This window comes from Streptomyces sp. NPDC027185, assembly GCF_055567035.1.
The window spans coordinates 23,864-39,312 of sequence record NZ_JBVHRF010000011.1 but is presented as its reverse complement, the minus strand read 5'-3'; the positions used below and the strand labels follow the sequence as shown (position 1 = coordinate 39,312).

Here is a 15,449-nt window from a genome sequence, read left to right as displayed (position 1 = left end):
CGGGCCGGGTGCCCGGGGTCCCGACTTCGCGAGGAGAACGTCAGTGAACCGGGTGCTCGTGGTCGATGACGAGCCGCAGATCGTGCGGGCCCTCGTGATCAACCTGAAGGCGCGCAAGTACGAGGTGGACGCGGCCCCCGACGGGGCCACGGCCCTGAAGCTGGCCGCCGCCCGCCATCCCGATGTCGTGGTGCTGGACCTGGGCCTGCCGGACATGGACGGCGTCGAGGTGATCAAGGGGCTGCGGGGGTGGACGCGGGTGCCGATCCTGGTGCTGTCGGCCCGGCAGACATCCGACGAGAAGGTCGAGGCGCTGGACGCGGGCGCCGACGACTACGTCACCAAGCCGTTCGGGATGGACGAACTGCTGGCGCGGCTGCGGGCCGCGGTGCGGCGGGCGGAGCCGACCGGGCCCGCGGAGGCGGACGTGGTCGTCGAGACGCCGGGCTTCACCGTCGATCTCGCGGCGAAGAAGGTCAACCGCGGGGGCCGGGACATCCGGCTGACGCCCACGGAGTGGCATCTGCTGGAGGTGCTGGTACGCAACGCCGGCCGGCTGGTCAGCCAGAAGCAGCTGCTCCAGGAGGTCTGGGGGCCGTCGTACGGCAAGGAGACCAACTACCTGCGGGTCTACATGGCGCAGCTGCGCCGCAAGCTGGAGGCGGATCCGTCGCACCCGCGGCACTTCGTGACGGAGCCGGGGATGGGGTACCGCTTCGAGCCGTAGCGGCGGTGCGCGCCCGGTGGCGGTCGCGCCGTGCGCCCGCCCCGCTGTGCGCACGCCGTGGGTGGTGTCGGTGGGCACAGGTACGCTGGGTTCATGAGTGCTGGGACCCGATCCGAGAAGCCGGCCGGCCGTTTCCGCCGGATGCTCGACAGGCTGTCGTCCTCCGAGGAGGAGCTGCAGTCCGCCGAGTTGCGCCAGGACACGCAGGCGACGGGCTGCACCCGGATATCCGACTGCGACGACCGGCAGATCGTGAAGGTCACCGGCACGTTGCGCCATGTGACGCTGCGGCCGCGCGCCGGGGTGCCCGCGCTGGAGGCGGAGCTGTTCGACGGCTCGGCCGCCCTCGACGTGGTCTGGCTCGGCCGCCGTTCCATCGTCGGCATCGAGCCGGGCCGCAAGCTCATCGCCTCGGGCCGTGTCTCGATGAGCCACGGACGCCGGGTGCTCTTCAATCCGAAGTACGAACTCCGACCGCTCGGACAGGAGTGACCGGTGACGTCGACCGACCGACCGACCACTGACGCATCCCCGCATCCGCCGCCCGCCGCCGGGGCGCCCGGCCCGGGGGGCGAGGGCCCGGACGGGGACGGCAGGGCCGTCACCGAGGCGGCGCTGTTCGAGGCGTTCGGCGGGGTGCGGGGCATGGTGGAGACCGTGCTCCCGGGCCTGCTGTTCGTCACGGTCTTCACGGTCAACAAGGACCTGAAGTCCTCGGCGATCGCGGCGCTGGCGGTGTCGCTGGTGCTGGCCGCGGTGCGGCTGGTCCGGAAGGGCACCCTCAAGCACGCGCTCAGCGGTGTCTTCGGCGTCGCCTTCGGTGTCGTCTTCGCGATGATGACCGGCAACGCCAAGGACTTCTACCTGCCGGGCATGCTCTACACCCTCGGCCTGGCGCTGGCGTACATGGTGACGACGGTGGCGGGGGTGCCGCTGATCGGCCTGATCCTGGGCCCGGTGTTCAAGGAGAACCTCTCCTGGCGCACCCGTAACCCCGGCCGGAAGGCCGCGTACGCCAAGGCCAGCTGGGCGTGGGGGCTGATCCTCTTCGCCAAGTGCGCGATCCTCTTCCCGCTGTACTGGTGGGCGGACACCACCCAGCTCGGCTGGGTGCTGATCGCGCTGAAGATCCCGCCGTTCCTGTTGGCGGTCTACCTGACCTGGGTCTTCCTGGCGAAGGCGCCGCCGCCCATCGATGTGTTCGCGGAGATGGAGGCGGCCGAGGAAGCGGAGAAGGCCGAGAAGGCGCAGCGGGCCGAGCGGGCGGCGGCCGCCGGGCGGCCGGTGCCGTCGGACGGTCCGCGCCACCGCCGCTGACCTGGGCGGCGCGCCGCCTCCGGACGGCCGAAGGGCCCGGGAACCACCACGGTTCCCGGGCCCTTCGCCGTACGCGTGGCGCTCAGGTGTCCTTGCGGCGGACCGACAGCAGGTCCTCCAGCTGCTCCTCGCGCGACTGCGCCGCGACGAACAGCAGCTCGTCGCCGGCCTCCAGCGCGTCCTCCTTGTTGGGCGTCAGGACGCGGGTGCCGCGGATGATGGTGACCAGCGAGGTGTCCTCGGGCCAGTCGACGTCCCCGACCCGGGTGCCGGCCAGCGCCGCCTCCGGGGGCAGCGTCAGCTCGACGAGGTTGGCGTCACCGTGACTGAAGCGCAGCAGCCGTACGAGGTCGCCGACGCTCACCGCCTCCTCGACGAGGGCGGACATCAGGCGCGGGGTGGAGACGGCGACGTCCACGCCCCATGCCTCGTTGAACAGCCACTCGTTCTTCGGGTTGTTGACCCGGGCGACGACCCGCGGCACGCCGTACTCCGTCTTGGCGAGCAGCGACACGACGAGGTTGACCTTGTCGTCGCCGGTCGCCGCGATGACGACGTTGCAGCGTTGCAGTGCCGCCTCGTCGAGCGAGGTGATCTCGCAGGCGTCGGCCAGCAGCCATTCGGCGAGCGGGACCCGCTCGACGGAGATGGCGGTCGGCGCCTTGTCGATGAGCAGGATCTCGTGACCGTTCTCCAGCAGCTCGCCCGCGATGGAACGGCCCACCGCGCCGGCTCCGGCAATCGCGACCCTCATGCGTGGGCCTCCTCGGGACCTTCGGCGAATGCCGCCTCGACGGTTTCGACGTCGTCGGTGCGCATCATCACGTGCACCAGATCGCCTTCCTGCAGCACGGTCTGGGAGGTCGGCAGCATCGCCTCGCCCAGCCGGGTGAGGAAGGCGACGCGGACGCCGGTCTCCTCCTGAAGTTTGCTGATCTTGTGGCCGACCCAGGACGGGGCGGTGTGCACCTCGGCGAGCTGGACGCCGCCGCTCGGATCGCGCCACAGCGGCTCGGCGCCGGACGGCAGCAGCCGCCGCAGCATCTGGTCGGCGGTCCAGCGGACCGTGGCGACGGTGGGGATGCCCAGCCGCTGGTAGACCTCGGCGCGGCGCGGGTCGTAGATCCGGGCCGCGACGTTCTCGACGCCGAACATCTCGCGGGCCACCCGGGCGGCGATGATGTTGGAGTTGTCGCCGCTGGAGACCGCGGCGAACGCGCCCGCCTCCTCGATACCGGCCTCGCGCAGCGTGTCCTGGTCGAAGCCGACGCCGGTCACCCGGCGGCCGCCGAACGACGAGCCGAGACGGCGGAACGCGGTCGGGTCCTGGTCGACGACGGCGATGGTGTGGCCCTGGCTCTCCAGGGTCTGCGCGAGTGCGGAGCCGACCCGCCCGCATCCCATGATGACGATGTGCACGTCCACCTACCCCGCAGTCCTGGTCACTCCGCCGACCCGCACGAACACCCTGCTCACTCTTCTCTCTCCACCGACCGGGCAACAACGGGCCGCGCCGGATACGGCGCCGCCCGGGGACGAGCTTAAGCGGCATCCCCCGCGCCGTTCGCATCCGCGGGGGCTCGGGGGCGCCCCGGAAGGGTGGTGTACGCGGTCGGTGAGGCGACAGCCACCGAGCGAAGCGGGAAAGGGGATTCCGGATACCGGGCGGGTGGGCGCGAACGGGCGGTGGCGTGTGGGGGACGGGCTCGGGCGCCGTCCCCGCGCGGGCCCGTCCCCGCAGAGCCCTCGCGTCCGGTCGTCCCGCGCGCTCGTGCCCCGTTCCGCGGGCCCCGGCCGAGGCCCCGTCCCGCCGCCCCGTGCGACCGTCGGTGCTCCGCCCCGTGCGACCTCCGCCCCGGTCGGCCTCGTACCGGCCGGGCATCCGCCCCGTCCGCCGCGCTCCGTACGGACCCCGCGTCCGGCCGCAGCACGCCGCTCGTGCCCCGCTCCCGGCGCCCCGTGCGGTGGTCGGTGCGGAGCCCGTAGGACCGGGTGCGCCGTTCGGTGATCATGAGGCACGCTACGCGGGTGTCCCTGCCTCACCCGAGTCCGTCCGTCCCGCCGTCGCTGTCGTCGCCCTCGATGGTGGTCTGCGGGGACGACGCCCTCGCCCACCGCATCGCGGCCGAGCTCCGCGACGTCTACCGCGAACGCGTCACCCTCGTCATGCCGTCCGCCCGGGAGCCGCACCGGCCCCGTATCCCGCCGTCGCTGCGCGGTCTGGGACGGGCCTCCGCGCTGATCGGGCGGGTCACCGCGGCGGTGGCCCGCACCTCCCTGCTGCCGTCCGACGGGCCGGACGCGGGCGAGGGCGCGCCGCCCGAGGAGACCGTCCGCATCCTGGAGTCGGCCGAGGCGGACGACGCGACGCTGATCGAGGCGGGCGTGCCCGGGGCCGAGGCGCTGGCGCTCGTCTACGACGACGACGAGACCAACATCCACGCCGCGCTGCGCGCCCGCCGCCTCAACCCCCGGTTGCGGCTGGTCATCCGGCTCTACAACCGCAAGCTCGGCCAGCACGTGGAGGCGCTGCTCGACCAGGCGGCGGCGGTGGCGGCGGACACCGGCCCGGCGGACCCCGGGCGGATCGACGCGTCGACGACGGTGCTCTCCGACGCGGACACCGTCGCGCCCGCCCTCGCGGCCACCGCCGTCGCCGGCACCAGCAAGGTCATCGAGGCGGATGGGCTGCTGCTGCGCGCCGTGGAACGCGGCCCCGGTGCGCCGGTCCGGGGCGCCGGCACCCCGCTGTGCACTCTCGCGTTGCTGTCGCCCGCCGCCGACGACCCGGGGGAGGGCCACCGGGCGGGCCGCCACCGGGGCGCGTCGCGCGGTGCCGACGACGACGGGCCGGTGATGCTGCCCGACGCGGCGGCCACCGCCGCGGCACGGGAGGCGGGCGGTAACGCCGTCGTCCTGGAGAACGTCGCCTACGGGGGGTGGCAGTCGCGGCCCCGTGCGCTGCGCGGGCGTGGCGCGCCGCTCGGGTCGCTGTTCTCGCGCCGGTTGCGCTGGTCGATCGCCGGGATCGTCGGCGCGGTGCTGGCGCTGGCCGTCGCCGCGACCCTCACCACCGGTGAGCCGCCGCTGCGCGCCGCGTACCTCTCGCTGCTCGACCTGTTCGCCATCAACGATCCGGCCGTCGACGAACCGCTCGCCCGCAAGATTCTCCAACTGCTGTCCGGGCTGACCGGGTTGCTACTGCTGCCGGTGCTGATCGCCGCGGTGCTGGAGGCGCTGGGAACGTTCCGCAGCGCCGCCGCGCTGCGCCGTCCGCCACGCGGGCTGTCCGGCCATGTCGTCCTGCTGGGCCTGGGCAAGGTCGGCACCCGGGTGCTGACCCGTCTGCACGAGATGGGCATCCCGGTGGTGTGCGTCGAGGCCGATCCGGAGGCGCGGGGCATCCCGGTCGCCCGCCGCCTGCGGGTGCCCGTCGTCCTGGGCGACGTCACCGACGAGGGCGTCCTGGAGGCCGCCAAGATCGGGCGGGCCCGTACGCTGCTCGCTCTGACCAGCGTGGACTCCACCAACCTGGAGGCGGCGCTCTACGCGAGGTCGCTCACCCCGCGGCTGCGGGTGACGCTGCGGCTGTTCGACGACCGGTTCGCCACGGCCGTCTACCGCACACTGCGCGCCGCGCATCCGCGGGCCCTGACCCGCAGCCGCAGCGTCACCTTCCTCGCGGCGCCCGCCTTCGCCGGCGCGCTGATGGGCCGTCAGATCATCGGCGCGATCCCGGTGGAGCGCCGCGTCCTGCTGGTGGCCCGGGTCGAGGCGCGCGCCCATCCGGAGCTGGTCGGCCGCACCGTCGCCGAGGTGCTCCGCCCCGGTCTGCTGCGGGTGCTGGCCGTGGACACCTCCGCGCCCGACGGCGCCGGAGGGGAGGCCCCGCCCGCCGAACCGGACGGCACGGAACGGGAGCCCGCCCGCCTCGTCCACGAACTCGGCGACGACTACGTACTGCGCCCGCAGGACCGGGTGTTGCTGGCCGCCACCCGCGAGGGGCTCGGCGATCTGCTGGGCCGGCGTCCGGCCGCTTCCGGGATCCGGCAGGATTGACGGCATCGAGATGTCCGGGATCCGGCAAGGAAGGTGCGGGGAGTGCACGACGTGGTGGAGCGGTACGGGGGAGAGCGGCCTGCGGGCCGGTGCGGACGGGGCGGCGCCACCGGCGCGCGGTGCGGCGGCGCCCGGTGAACCGCCGTATGCCCGCCGCGATATCCGATACCTTCCTCGACGGGTACGCCACGCTGCTCGGCGAGGTCTCGGCCACCGGCCGGACGCTCGACCGCCCCGAGCGGGAGGCCCTGCGTGATCTGGGGGAGCGGGCCGCCGAGGCGGGCCACGGCCTGCGGGAACTGGTCGGCCTCTACCTCGGTGAGACCCGCCGCGTCTGGGGCACCCTGCCCGGCGTCGCCCGCGCCGCCGGGGTCAGCGAGTGCGCCCGGACCGGCGACGCGCTGCTCGGCGCGGTGGAGGCGGCCGTCGCCGCGCTCGGCGAGGGCCATGAGCGGGCGACGCGGCTGGCGCTGCGTGAGGAGGAGGCCGCCCGCCGGGAGTTCGTCGACGATCTGCTCTACGGACGCAGCGATCTGGGGCGGCTGGCCGAGCGCGCGGAGCGGTTCGGGCTGCGGCTGGCCCGCGCGCACGCCGTCGCGGTCGCCGAGGGCAGCGGCCCGTACGACGACGTCCATCCCGTCGCCGGACGCGTGGAGCGTGAGCTGATCGGCCGTTTCGGCGACCGGGACGCGCTGATCACCACCAAGGGCGGGCGGCTGGTCTGCATCGCGGCCAGCGCCGAACCGGCCCTCCTGGAAACCTTCGCGACCAGCGCCCGCGCCACGGTAGGCGGCCGGGAAGGCGCCCGGCGGGTCGCCATCGGCCGCCCGCACACCGGCCCCCAGGGAGTGGTGCGCTCCTACGAGGAGGCGCTCGGAACGCTGGAGCTGGGCGAGCAGCTGGAGCTGTCCGGACCGGTGCTGCGCGCCGCCGACCTGCTGGTCTTCCCGGTGCTGCTGCGCGACCGGGCCGCCATGGCCGACCTGGTCCGCAGCGTGCTGGGCCCGCTGACCGAGGCGCGCGGCGGCGCCGCACCGCTGCTGGAGACGCTGTCGGCGTGCGCCGCCGCCGGATACGTCAACGCCGAGGCGGCCCGCCGCCTGTCGGTGAGCGTGCGCACCCTCTCCTACCGGCTGGAGCGTATCAAGGCCCTCACCGGCTACGACCCCGCCGACGGGTTGCAGCGCTTCACCCTGGAGACCGCGGCGCTCGGCGCCCGCGCCCTGGGCTGGCCGGGCACCCCGCTGTGACCGGGGGCCGGGGCCGGGCGGCGCGCCGTACGTCCGGCTCCCGGCCCCGGCGCCCCGGCCCGCCCGGTACGGCAGATGGCGATAACAGGCCATCAAGAACGCATAAAGATTGCCGGGAACCGGCAATGTGTTCTCCCCGGTGCCGTTGCCAGGATGCGTGCATCGACAGCGGTACCGCCATCGGCGGCACGACGGGGGAACGATCATGGCTGAATTTCTGCGAGCAGCGCTGACCTTTCCGGCGGCGCTCTTCAGTTTCGCCCTGGTCGTCGTCGCCGCGTACTGGCTGCTGGTGCTGCTCGGCGGCGCCGGCGTGCACATCCTCGACGGGGGTGAGGGTGGCCACGCCGGCACCGATGACGCGGCCGGCGCCGGACTCCCGGTGACGGTCTCGCTGTCGCTCGGCCTGCTGCCGGCCTGGCTGGTCTGTCTGGCCGGTACGGTGCTGCTGCCCGCGGGAGCGCCGCGCGTCGCAGCCCTGCTCGCCGCCCTCGTGGTGGCCTGGGCCGGAGTACGCCTCGCCGGACGCCTCGCCCGCCGCGTGCTGCCGCCCGAGAAGGTCGCCTCCCGCGACGATTTCATCGGCCGCGTCTGCACCGTACGCACCGGCCGCGTCGCCGCCGACTTCGGTCAGGCGGAGGTCCGCGCCGATGACGGCTCCACCGCCGTCGTCCAGGTCCGCACCGACGACAGCGGACTGACCGCGGGCAGCAGCGCACTCATCTACGCCTACGACGCCGACGGCGAGTTCTTCCGCGTCGCGCCCTTCGACGGCGCGCTGGATCCGCACAAACCCGTCGTCTGAGTGACTGCCGCACACCCGCGGCAGTCACCCGCCCTCAGGTACGCCGCTGTTTGCCGCGTGCCGGGCCCCGTTGCGTCGTCACCCTCCCGAATCGACACAGGGATTTATCGATGGATGCCCTCACCATAGGAATCGGCGTAGCCGTCGCCGTAGCCGTCCTCATCGTGCTGGTCGCGGTCTTCGCCGTCACCCGCCTCTACCGCAAGGTCCACCAGGGTCAGGCGCTGATCGTCTCCAAGTACCGCAAGGTGGAGGTGACGTTCACCGGCGCGGTGGTGCTGCCGGTGCTGCACAAGGCCGAGGTGATGGACATCTCGGTGAAGACCATCGAGATCGGCCGCACCGGGCACGAGGGCCTGATCTGCAAGGACAACATCCGCGCCGACATCCGCATCGCCTTCTTCGTCCGCGTCAACAAGACGAAGGAGGACGTCGTCAAGGTCGCGCAGGCCATCGGCACCGAGCGGGCCAGCCACGACAGCACCCTCCAGGCGCTGTTCGCCGCGAAGTTCTCCGAGGCGCTCAAGACCGTCGGCAAGCAGCTGGACTTCCAGGACCTGTACACGATGCGGGACGAGTTCCGGGACCGGATCATCGCGGTCATCGGCACCGACCTCAACGGCTACAGCCTGGAGGACGCGGCGATCGACTACCTGGAGCAGACGCCGCTGTCGCAGCTGGACTCCGCCAACATCCTCGACGCGCAGGGCATCCGCAAGATCACCGAACTCACCGCGATCGAGCACGTTCGCACCAACGAGTTCCAGCGCAACGAGGAGAAGGAGATCACCCGGCAGAACGTCGACGCCCGCGAGGCCGTCCTCGAACTCCAGCGGCGCCAGGCCGACGCGGAGATCAAGCAGCAGCGGGAGATCGAGATCGTCCGGGCGCGGGAGGAGGCCGAGACGGCGCGGGTGCAGGCCGAGGAGCGGCTGCGGGCCCAGTCCGCGCACCTCAAGACGGAGGAGGCGCTCGGCGTCCAGAACGAGAACCGCGAACGGGAGATCGTGGTGGCGGTCAAGAACCGGGAGCGGATCGTCGCCATCGAGAACGAGCGCATCGAGAAGGACCGGCTGCTGGAGGTCATCGCCCGGGAGCGGGAGACGCAGCTGACCCGGATCGCCGCGGACAAGGAGGTCGAGGCGGAGAAGCGGGAGATCGCCGACGTCATCCGCGAGCGCATCGCCGTCGAGAAGACCGTCGCCGCGCAGGAGGAGGAGATCAAGAAGCTGCGCACCGTCGAGGAGGCGGAGCGCGAGCGGCAGTCGCTGATCATCCGCGCCGAGGCGGAGGCGCAGGAGCGGCTGGTCAAGGACATCAAGGCGGCCGAGGCGGCGGAGGCGGCGGCCACCCACCGCGCCGCCGAGGAGATCACCCTCGCCGAGACCCGGCACAAGACCGCCGAACTGGACGCCCAGGCCAAGATCCGGCTGGCCGAGGGCGCGCAGGCCGAGGCGGCGGCCGCCGGGCTCGCCGAGGTCCAGGTCCGCGAGCGGAACGCCGAGGTCATCGAGCGGTCCGGGCGGGCCGAGGCCGAGGCCGCCGCGGCGCTGCTGCGGGCCGAGGCGGACGGCGCCCGCGCCAAGGCGCTCGCCGAGGCCGAGGGGACGACCGCGCAGGCGCACGCCGACGCCGTCGCCATCGGCGAGAAGCTGAAGGCCGAGGCCGCCGGGCTCACCGAGAAGGCCCAGGCGATGGCCGCGCTGGACGCCGCGAGCCGGGAGCACGAGGAGTACCGGCTGCGGCTCGCCGCCGAGAAGGACATCCGACTCGCCGACATCGAGGTGCGGCGGCAGGTCGCCGAGGCGCAGGCGACGGTGCTCGCCACCGGACTGGAGAACGCCCGGATCGACATCGTCGGCGGCGAGAGCGCCTTCTTCGACAAGGTCGTGGGCTCCATCGGCACCGCCAAGGGCCTGGACGCCCTCGTCGACCGCTCCGAGACGGTCCGCACCGTCGCGGCGCCCTGGCTGGACAAGGAGCACTCGACGTTCACCGGGGACCTCGGCGCGATGCTCGGCGGACTCGGCGCCGCCGGACTGCGCGACCTCACCCTCGCCGCGGCGCTCGGCCGGCTGATCGCCGGCGGCGGCCCGCAGACCGCACCGCTCCAGGGCCTGCTGGACGCGGTCCGCGCCAACGGACTGGACGGTCTGCGCCTCGGCGACCTGGGCGGCCTCGCCGCCGCCCCGGACGCGGCCGCCGTGAGCGGCGCCGCGGCACCGGTCGCGTAGTCCGCACGGGGCAGGCGGACGGGGCGCGCACGGCGCCCGCCCCGTCCGCCCGTACGACGTCAGCAGCCCGGTGGCCCGGCAACGGTGCCGGGCCACCGGGGGAGAACCGGGGAGAGCCGAGAGTGAACACCGACAGCGCGCAGCACACACCGGACACCGCGCCGGACGTCCCGGCGGACCGCGGGCCCAACGCCTCACCCGGCGACGGCACGTACGAGGTGCTGCGCGACCGGCTGCTGGCCGCCGCGGGGGAGCTGGCCGAGCGGGCCCGCGCCCTCAACGCCCGCCGCACCGAGGAGTTCGGCGGAGCGGGCCTGGAACTGCGCGCCACCGGGCAACTGGAGAGCGCCGCGCCCTGCCTGCCCGGCGACGTCGTCGAGGTCGGCGGCCATCTGCTGTTCGGACACCACCCGCCGGCCACCACCGCCGAGCCCGGACCCGACGACATCTTCGCGCTCCACCGCCGCGACGGCGACACCCTCACCCCGGCCGCGCCCGGCGCGCTGCCCGGCCTGCTCGACGACCCGCGCTTCCGCCGCGACCTCGCCGAACTGCACCGCTACTACCGCCAGGCCCGGCTGTGCGAACTGCGCCGCACCGACGCCCTGCTGCTCGCCGTCTTCCGTACCGGCCGGCGCCCCGGCGACCTGCGGGCGCTGCGCTGGCGGATCGCCGCCGACGGCACCCCCGCCTACCTCGACGACAAGGGCGAACGCGACCTGTCCGACCCGCCCGCCCACGACGTGACGTGGACCGCCGCCACCCGCGAGGACCACGTCACCGGACGCCATCCGCACCTCGCCGTCCAGGGCGCCGTGTACGTCTCCGTCTCCGGCGGCCGGCTCACCCTCAAGGCGGAGAACGACACCACCACGCCCGACGGCATCCACTCCGAGCCCGTCGACGAACCGCTCCAGTCGCTCGCCGACGCCGAGGTGGAGCACGCCAGCACCGGCCCGCTGATCCTGCTGCGCATCCGCCCGTACAACGAGGAGACCGTCCGCTGCCTCGTGTACAACACCCGCACCCGCACCGCGCGGCGCCTCGACGCCGTGGGCCGGGCCTGCCGCGCCCTCCCCGACGGGCAGGGCCTCGTCTTCCCCGGCGGCTACCACCTCGCCACCGGCACCACCAAACTCTTCGGCACCGCCGCCGACGGCCTGGAGTTCGCCCGCGCGGTCCGCTCACCCAACGGCGAGGACGTCCTCTACGTCTTCCGCCGCCCCGCCGACGGCCTCACCCTGCTGCTGCCGTACAACGTCATCCGCGAGGAGGCCGCCGCCCCGCTCACCGGCCGCGGCCACGCCCTCTTCGACGACGGCACCCTCGCCGTGCTGCGGGACACCGGCACCGAGGCGGCCCGCGTCCACCCGCTCCAGGTCTGGCAGACCCCCTTCACCTCCGACGCGCACGCCACCGCCCGCCCGCGGGGCGACGGCCCGCTCGCCCGCGTCGGCAACGCCGAACTGGTCTCCGGGATCGCCGATCTGCTCGGCGTGGCCCGGATGGCCGCCGAGATGGAGCCGTCCGCCGCCGTCTTCGACGCCCTCGCCGCGGCCGCCACCCGCGCCGCCGACACCCACCACTGGTTGGCCGACCCCGACCTCGGCGCGCCCGCCGGGCCCCTCGCCGACGTCCGCGAGACCGCCACCCGGGTCGTCGAGGAGTTCGCCCGGGTCACGGCACTCCGCGAGAGCGCCGCCGAACAGCTGGCGCGCGCCACCGCCGAGACCACCGCGCTGGTCCGCCGGATCCGCGGCGAGCAGCCCGAGGACGCCGCCGCCTGGGCCGGGCACCTCACCGCACTGCGCCGCGCCCAGGGCCGCCTGGAGTCCCTGCGTGAGGTCCGCCACACCGACCTCACCGCGCTGGACGCGCTCGCCGCCGGCCTCACCGACGACCTCGCCGCCACCGCCCGCCGCGCCGTCACCTTCCTCGCCGCCGACGACGCCTTCGCCACCACGCACCGCACCGTCGCCGCGCTCACCGACGCGGCGTCCGCCCTCGCCACCACCGCCGACGCCGCCGACCTGACCGCCCGGATCGACGAGGTCGCCGAGGGCCTGCGCACCGTCACCGACATCGTCGCCACCCTCGACCTCGACGACACCACCGTCCGTACCGCCGTCCTCGGCCGCATCGGCGACGCCCTCGGCGCCGTCAACCGTGCCCGCGCCACGCTCGACGCCCGCCGCCGCACCCTCGCCGAGGCCGAGGGCAAGGAGGAGTTCGCCGCCCGCCTCGCCCTCCTCGGCCAGTCGGTCTCCGGGTCTCTCGCCGACGCCGCCACCCCCGAGGAGTGCGATACGCGACTCGCCGCACTGCTCCTCCAGGTCGAGGACCTCGAAGCCCGTTTCGGCGGGCCCGACGGCGGCGCCGACGACGTCCAGGAGGCCCGCCTCGCCCGGATCGCGGAGCGGCGCGACGAGATCCACGAGGCGTTCGCCGCCCGCAAACAGGCCCAGCTCGACGCCCGCGCCCGCCACACCGACCGGCTCGCCGAATCCGCCGACCGCGTCCTTGCGACCGTCACCCGCCGCGCCCGCGCGCTGACCGCCGCCGCCGACATCCACGCCTACTTCGCCACCGACCCGCTCGTCGCGAAGGTCCGCGCCACCGCCGCCGAACTGCGCACCCTCGCCGACCCGGTGCGCGCCGGTGAGCTGGAGGGCCGCCTCGCCGCCGCCCGCCAGGAAGCCGTCCGCGCGCTGCGCGACCGCGCCGACCTCTACGACCCCGAGGGCACCCTGCGGCTGGGCCGCCACCGCTTCGCCGTCAACACCCAGCCCCTCGACCTCACCCTCGTCCCGCACGGCGACGGCCTCGCCTTCGCCGTCACCGGCACCGACTACCGCGCCCCGGTCGACGACCCCCGCCTCACCGGCGACCGCGCCTTCCAAGAGTTCCGCGACCAGCCCCTCGCCTCCGAGTCCCCGTCCGTCTACCGCGCCGAACACCTCGCCGCCCTCCTCCTCGACCACGCCGAACGCGGCCACGACGGCCTGACCCTGGACACCCTGTACGCGGCGCGCGCCGACGGCACCCTGCCCGACCTGGTCCGCGCCGCCGCCCAGGCCCGGTACGACGAGGGGTACGACCGCGGCGTCCACGACCGGGACGCCACCGCCGTCCTCGACACCCTGCTGCGGCTGCGCGCCGACGCCGGGCCGCTCCGCTTCACCCCGCGCGTCCGCGCCGCCGCCCAGCTCTTCTGGCAGCACGGCGCCGACCCCGCGGCCCGCGCCGCCTGGGCCACCCGCGCCCACTCGCTGGCCCGCGCCCGCGCCCGCTTCGGCCGCGCCGACGCCGCCGACGACCTCGCCGCCGAGCTGACCGGCGCCGCCACCGCCTTCCTCACCGCGTCCGGCCTGCCCGACCCGGCGCCCCCCGTGCCCGGCGGAGCCCCGCTCGGCGACGCGCCGGACCCCGCCCCCCTCGGCACGTACCTCGTCGAGGAGCTGGCCGACCCCAGCCCCCGTTTCGCCACCGGCGCCGCCGCCCGCACCCTGCTGACCGGCTTCCACCAGGCCCTCGGCGGCCCCGGCTCCGCCGCCGTCAAGGAGTACGCCGACGACCTGACCGCCCTCGGCGACGACCTCGCCGCCCGCCACCAGCTCGTCACCGCCTGGCTCGGCGGCTACGCCGGCGCCGCGCACGACGACCTCCCCGAGGCCGCCGCCATCGAACTCTGCGGCCCCGACCTGCCCCGCCGCCCCGTCGACGCCCCCGTGACCGCCACCGTCGGCGGCCTCCTCGGCAGCCACCCGGTCCTCACCGACGGCACCCTTCCGCTCCGCCTCGACGAACTCCTCGACCGCACCCGCGCCTTCCGCACCCACCGCGTGCCCGCGCACCGCGCCTACACCCGCCACCGCACCGCGCTCCTCGACGCCGAACGCCGCCGCCTGCGCCTGGACTCCTACCGCCCGCAGGTCATGCCCGCCTTCGTCCGCAACCGCCTGATCGACGAGGTCTACCTGCCGCTCCTCGGCGACAACCTCGCCACCCAGCTCGGCACCGCGGGCGCGGACCGCCGCACCGACAGCCAGGGCCTGCTGCTCCTGCTCTCCCCGCCCGGCTACGGCAAGACGACCCTGCTGGAGTACGTCGCCGCGCGCCTCGGGCTCGTCCTCGTCAAGGTCGACGGGCCCGCCCTCGGGCAGCACACCACCTCCCTCGACCCGGCCGCCGCCCCTGACGCCGCCGCCCGCCGCGAGGTCGAGAAGATCTCCTTCGCCCTGGAGATGGGCAGCAACGTCCTCCTCCACCTCGACGACATCCAGCACACCTCGCCCGAACTCCTCCAGAAGTTCATCCCGCTCTGCGACGCCCAGCGCCGGATGGAAGGGGTGTACAACGGCGAGGCCCGCAGCTACGACCTGCGCGGCAAGCGGTTCGCCGTCTGCATGGCCGGCAACCCCTACACCGAGTCCGGCCGCCGCTTCCGGCTGCCCGACATGCTCGCCAACCGCGCCGACGTCCACAACCTCGGCGACGTCCTCGCGGGCAAGGAGGAGCTGTTCGCCCTCTCCCACATCGAGAACGCGCTGACCGCCAACCCGCACCTCGCCCCGCTCGCCACCCGTGACCGCGCCGACACCGACCTGCTCGTCCGCCTCGCCCGCCGCGACCCCACCGCCCACGCCGACCGTCTCGTTCACCCCTACGCCCCCGCCGAGCTGGAGCAGGTCCTCGCCGTGCTGCGCACCCTGCTGCGGGTGACGGAGACCGTCCTCGCCGTCAACCGCGCCTACATCGACTCCGCCGCGCAGACCGACGCCACCCGCACCGAACCGCCGTTCCTGCTCCAGGGCTCGTACCGCAACACCAACAAGCTCGCCGCCCGGCTGGTGCCCGTGATGAACGCCACGGAGACCGAGGCGCTGCTCGACGACCACTACCGCGCCGAGGCCCGGACGCTGACCGGCGGCGCCGAGGCCAACCTCCTCAAACTCGCCGAGCTGCGCGGCCGCCTCACCCCCGGGCAGGCCCGCCGTTGGGCCGAGATCAAGCGGGCGTGGCGCTCCGGCTGACCCCGTACGGGTTGCCGTGGGGGA

At 74.5% G+C, this 15,449-nt stretch carries 10 protein-coding genes; 8 read left to right on the top strand and 2 right to left on the bottom strand.

The genetic code is table 11. From position 1 onward, the window contains the following. Positions 1-43: 43 nt before the first annotated feature. From ACZ4M8_RS28425 to ACZ4M8_RS28415, 3 genes are all read left to right on the top strand, one after another. Positions 44-727 (top strand): response regulator, encoded by a 684-nt coding sequence (locus ACZ4M8_RS28425; RefSeq protein WP_030285294.1) that lies wholly within the window; start codon positions 44-46, stop codon positions 725-727. Between the two features lie 93 nt (positions 728-820). After that, on the top strand, positions 821-1,219 hold the full coding sequence (locus tag ACZ4M8_RS28420) for an OB-fold nucleic acid binding domain-containing protein (RefSeq protein WP_467612413.1): 399 nt from the start codon (positions 821-823) through the stop codon (positions 1,217-1,219). Positions 1,220-1,222: 3 nt separating this feature from the next. Next, positions 1,223-2,044: a DUF3159 domain-containing protein gene (locus tag ACZ4M8_RS28415; RefSeq protein WP_467612410.1), complete on the top strand. Its 822-nt coding sequence runs from the start codon at positions 1,223-1,225 to the stop codon at positions 2,042-2,044. 82 nt (positions 2,045-2,126) lie between these two features. On the opposite strand, the gene ACZ4M8_RS28410 is transcribed toward ACZ4M8_RS28415, so the two are convergent. Then, positions 2,127-2,798: a potassium channel family protein gene (locus ACZ4M8_RS28410; RefSeq protein ID WP_467612407.1), complete on the bottom strand. Its 672-nt coding sequence runs from the start codon at positions 2,796-2,798 to the stop codon at positions 2,127-2,129. After that, positions 2,795-3,463 (bottom strand): potassium channel family protein, encoded by a 669-nt coding sequence (locus ACZ4M8_RS28405; RefSeq protein WP_399096714.1) that lies wholly within the window; start codon positions 3,461-3,463, stop codon positions 2,795-2,797. Before ACZ4M8_RS28405 ends, ACZ4M8_RS28410 begins: the two co-directional genes overlap by 4 nt. Before the next feature lie 663 nt (positions 3,464-4,126). Here ACZ4M8_RS28405 and ACZ4M8_RS28400 point away from each other — a divergent pair. The 5 genes from ACZ4M8_RS28400 to ACZ4M8_RS28380 all read left to right on the top strand — a co-directional run bounded on the left by ACZ4M8_RS28400 (position 4,127) and on the right by ACZ4M8_RS28380 (position 15,425). Further along, complete coding sequence (locus ACZ4M8_RS28400; RefSeq protein WP_467612674.1) at positions 4,127-6,103, top strand: NAD-binding protein; 1,977 nt, start codon at positions 4,127-4,129, stop codon at positions 6,101-6,103. A gap of 146 nt (positions 6,104-6,249) precedes the next feature. Beyond that, on the top strand, positions 6,250-7,353 hold the full coding sequence (locus ACZ4M8_RS28395) for a PucR family transcriptional regulator (RefSeq protein WP_467612404.1): 1,104 nt from the start codon (positions 6,250-6,252) through the stop codon (positions 7,351-7,353). A gap of 205 nt (positions 7,354-7,558) precedes the next feature. Beyond that, positions 7,559-8,158 carry a hypothetical protein gene (locus tag ACZ4M8_RS28390; RefSeq protein ID WP_467612401.1) on the top strand — a complete coding sequence of 200 codons (600 nt, stop codon included), beginning with the start codon at positions 7,559-7,561 and terminating at the stop codon, positions 8,156-8,158. A 110-nt stretch (positions 8,159-8,268) separates the two neighbouring features. Continuing rightward, positions 8,269-10,392, top strand: a complete 2,124-nt coding sequence (locus ACZ4M8_RS28385; protein WP_467612398.1) for a flotillin family protein — start codon at positions 8,269-8,271, stop codon at positions 10,390-10,392. A gap of 122 nt (positions 10,393-10,514) precedes the next feature. Next, positions 10,515-15,425 (top strand): DNA repair ATPase, encoded by a 4,911-nt coding sequence (locus tag ACZ4M8_RS28380; RefSeq protein ID WP_467612395.1) that lies wholly within the window; start codon positions 10,515-10,517, stop codon positions 15,423-15,425. Positions 15,426-15,449: the final 24 nt, after the last annotated feature.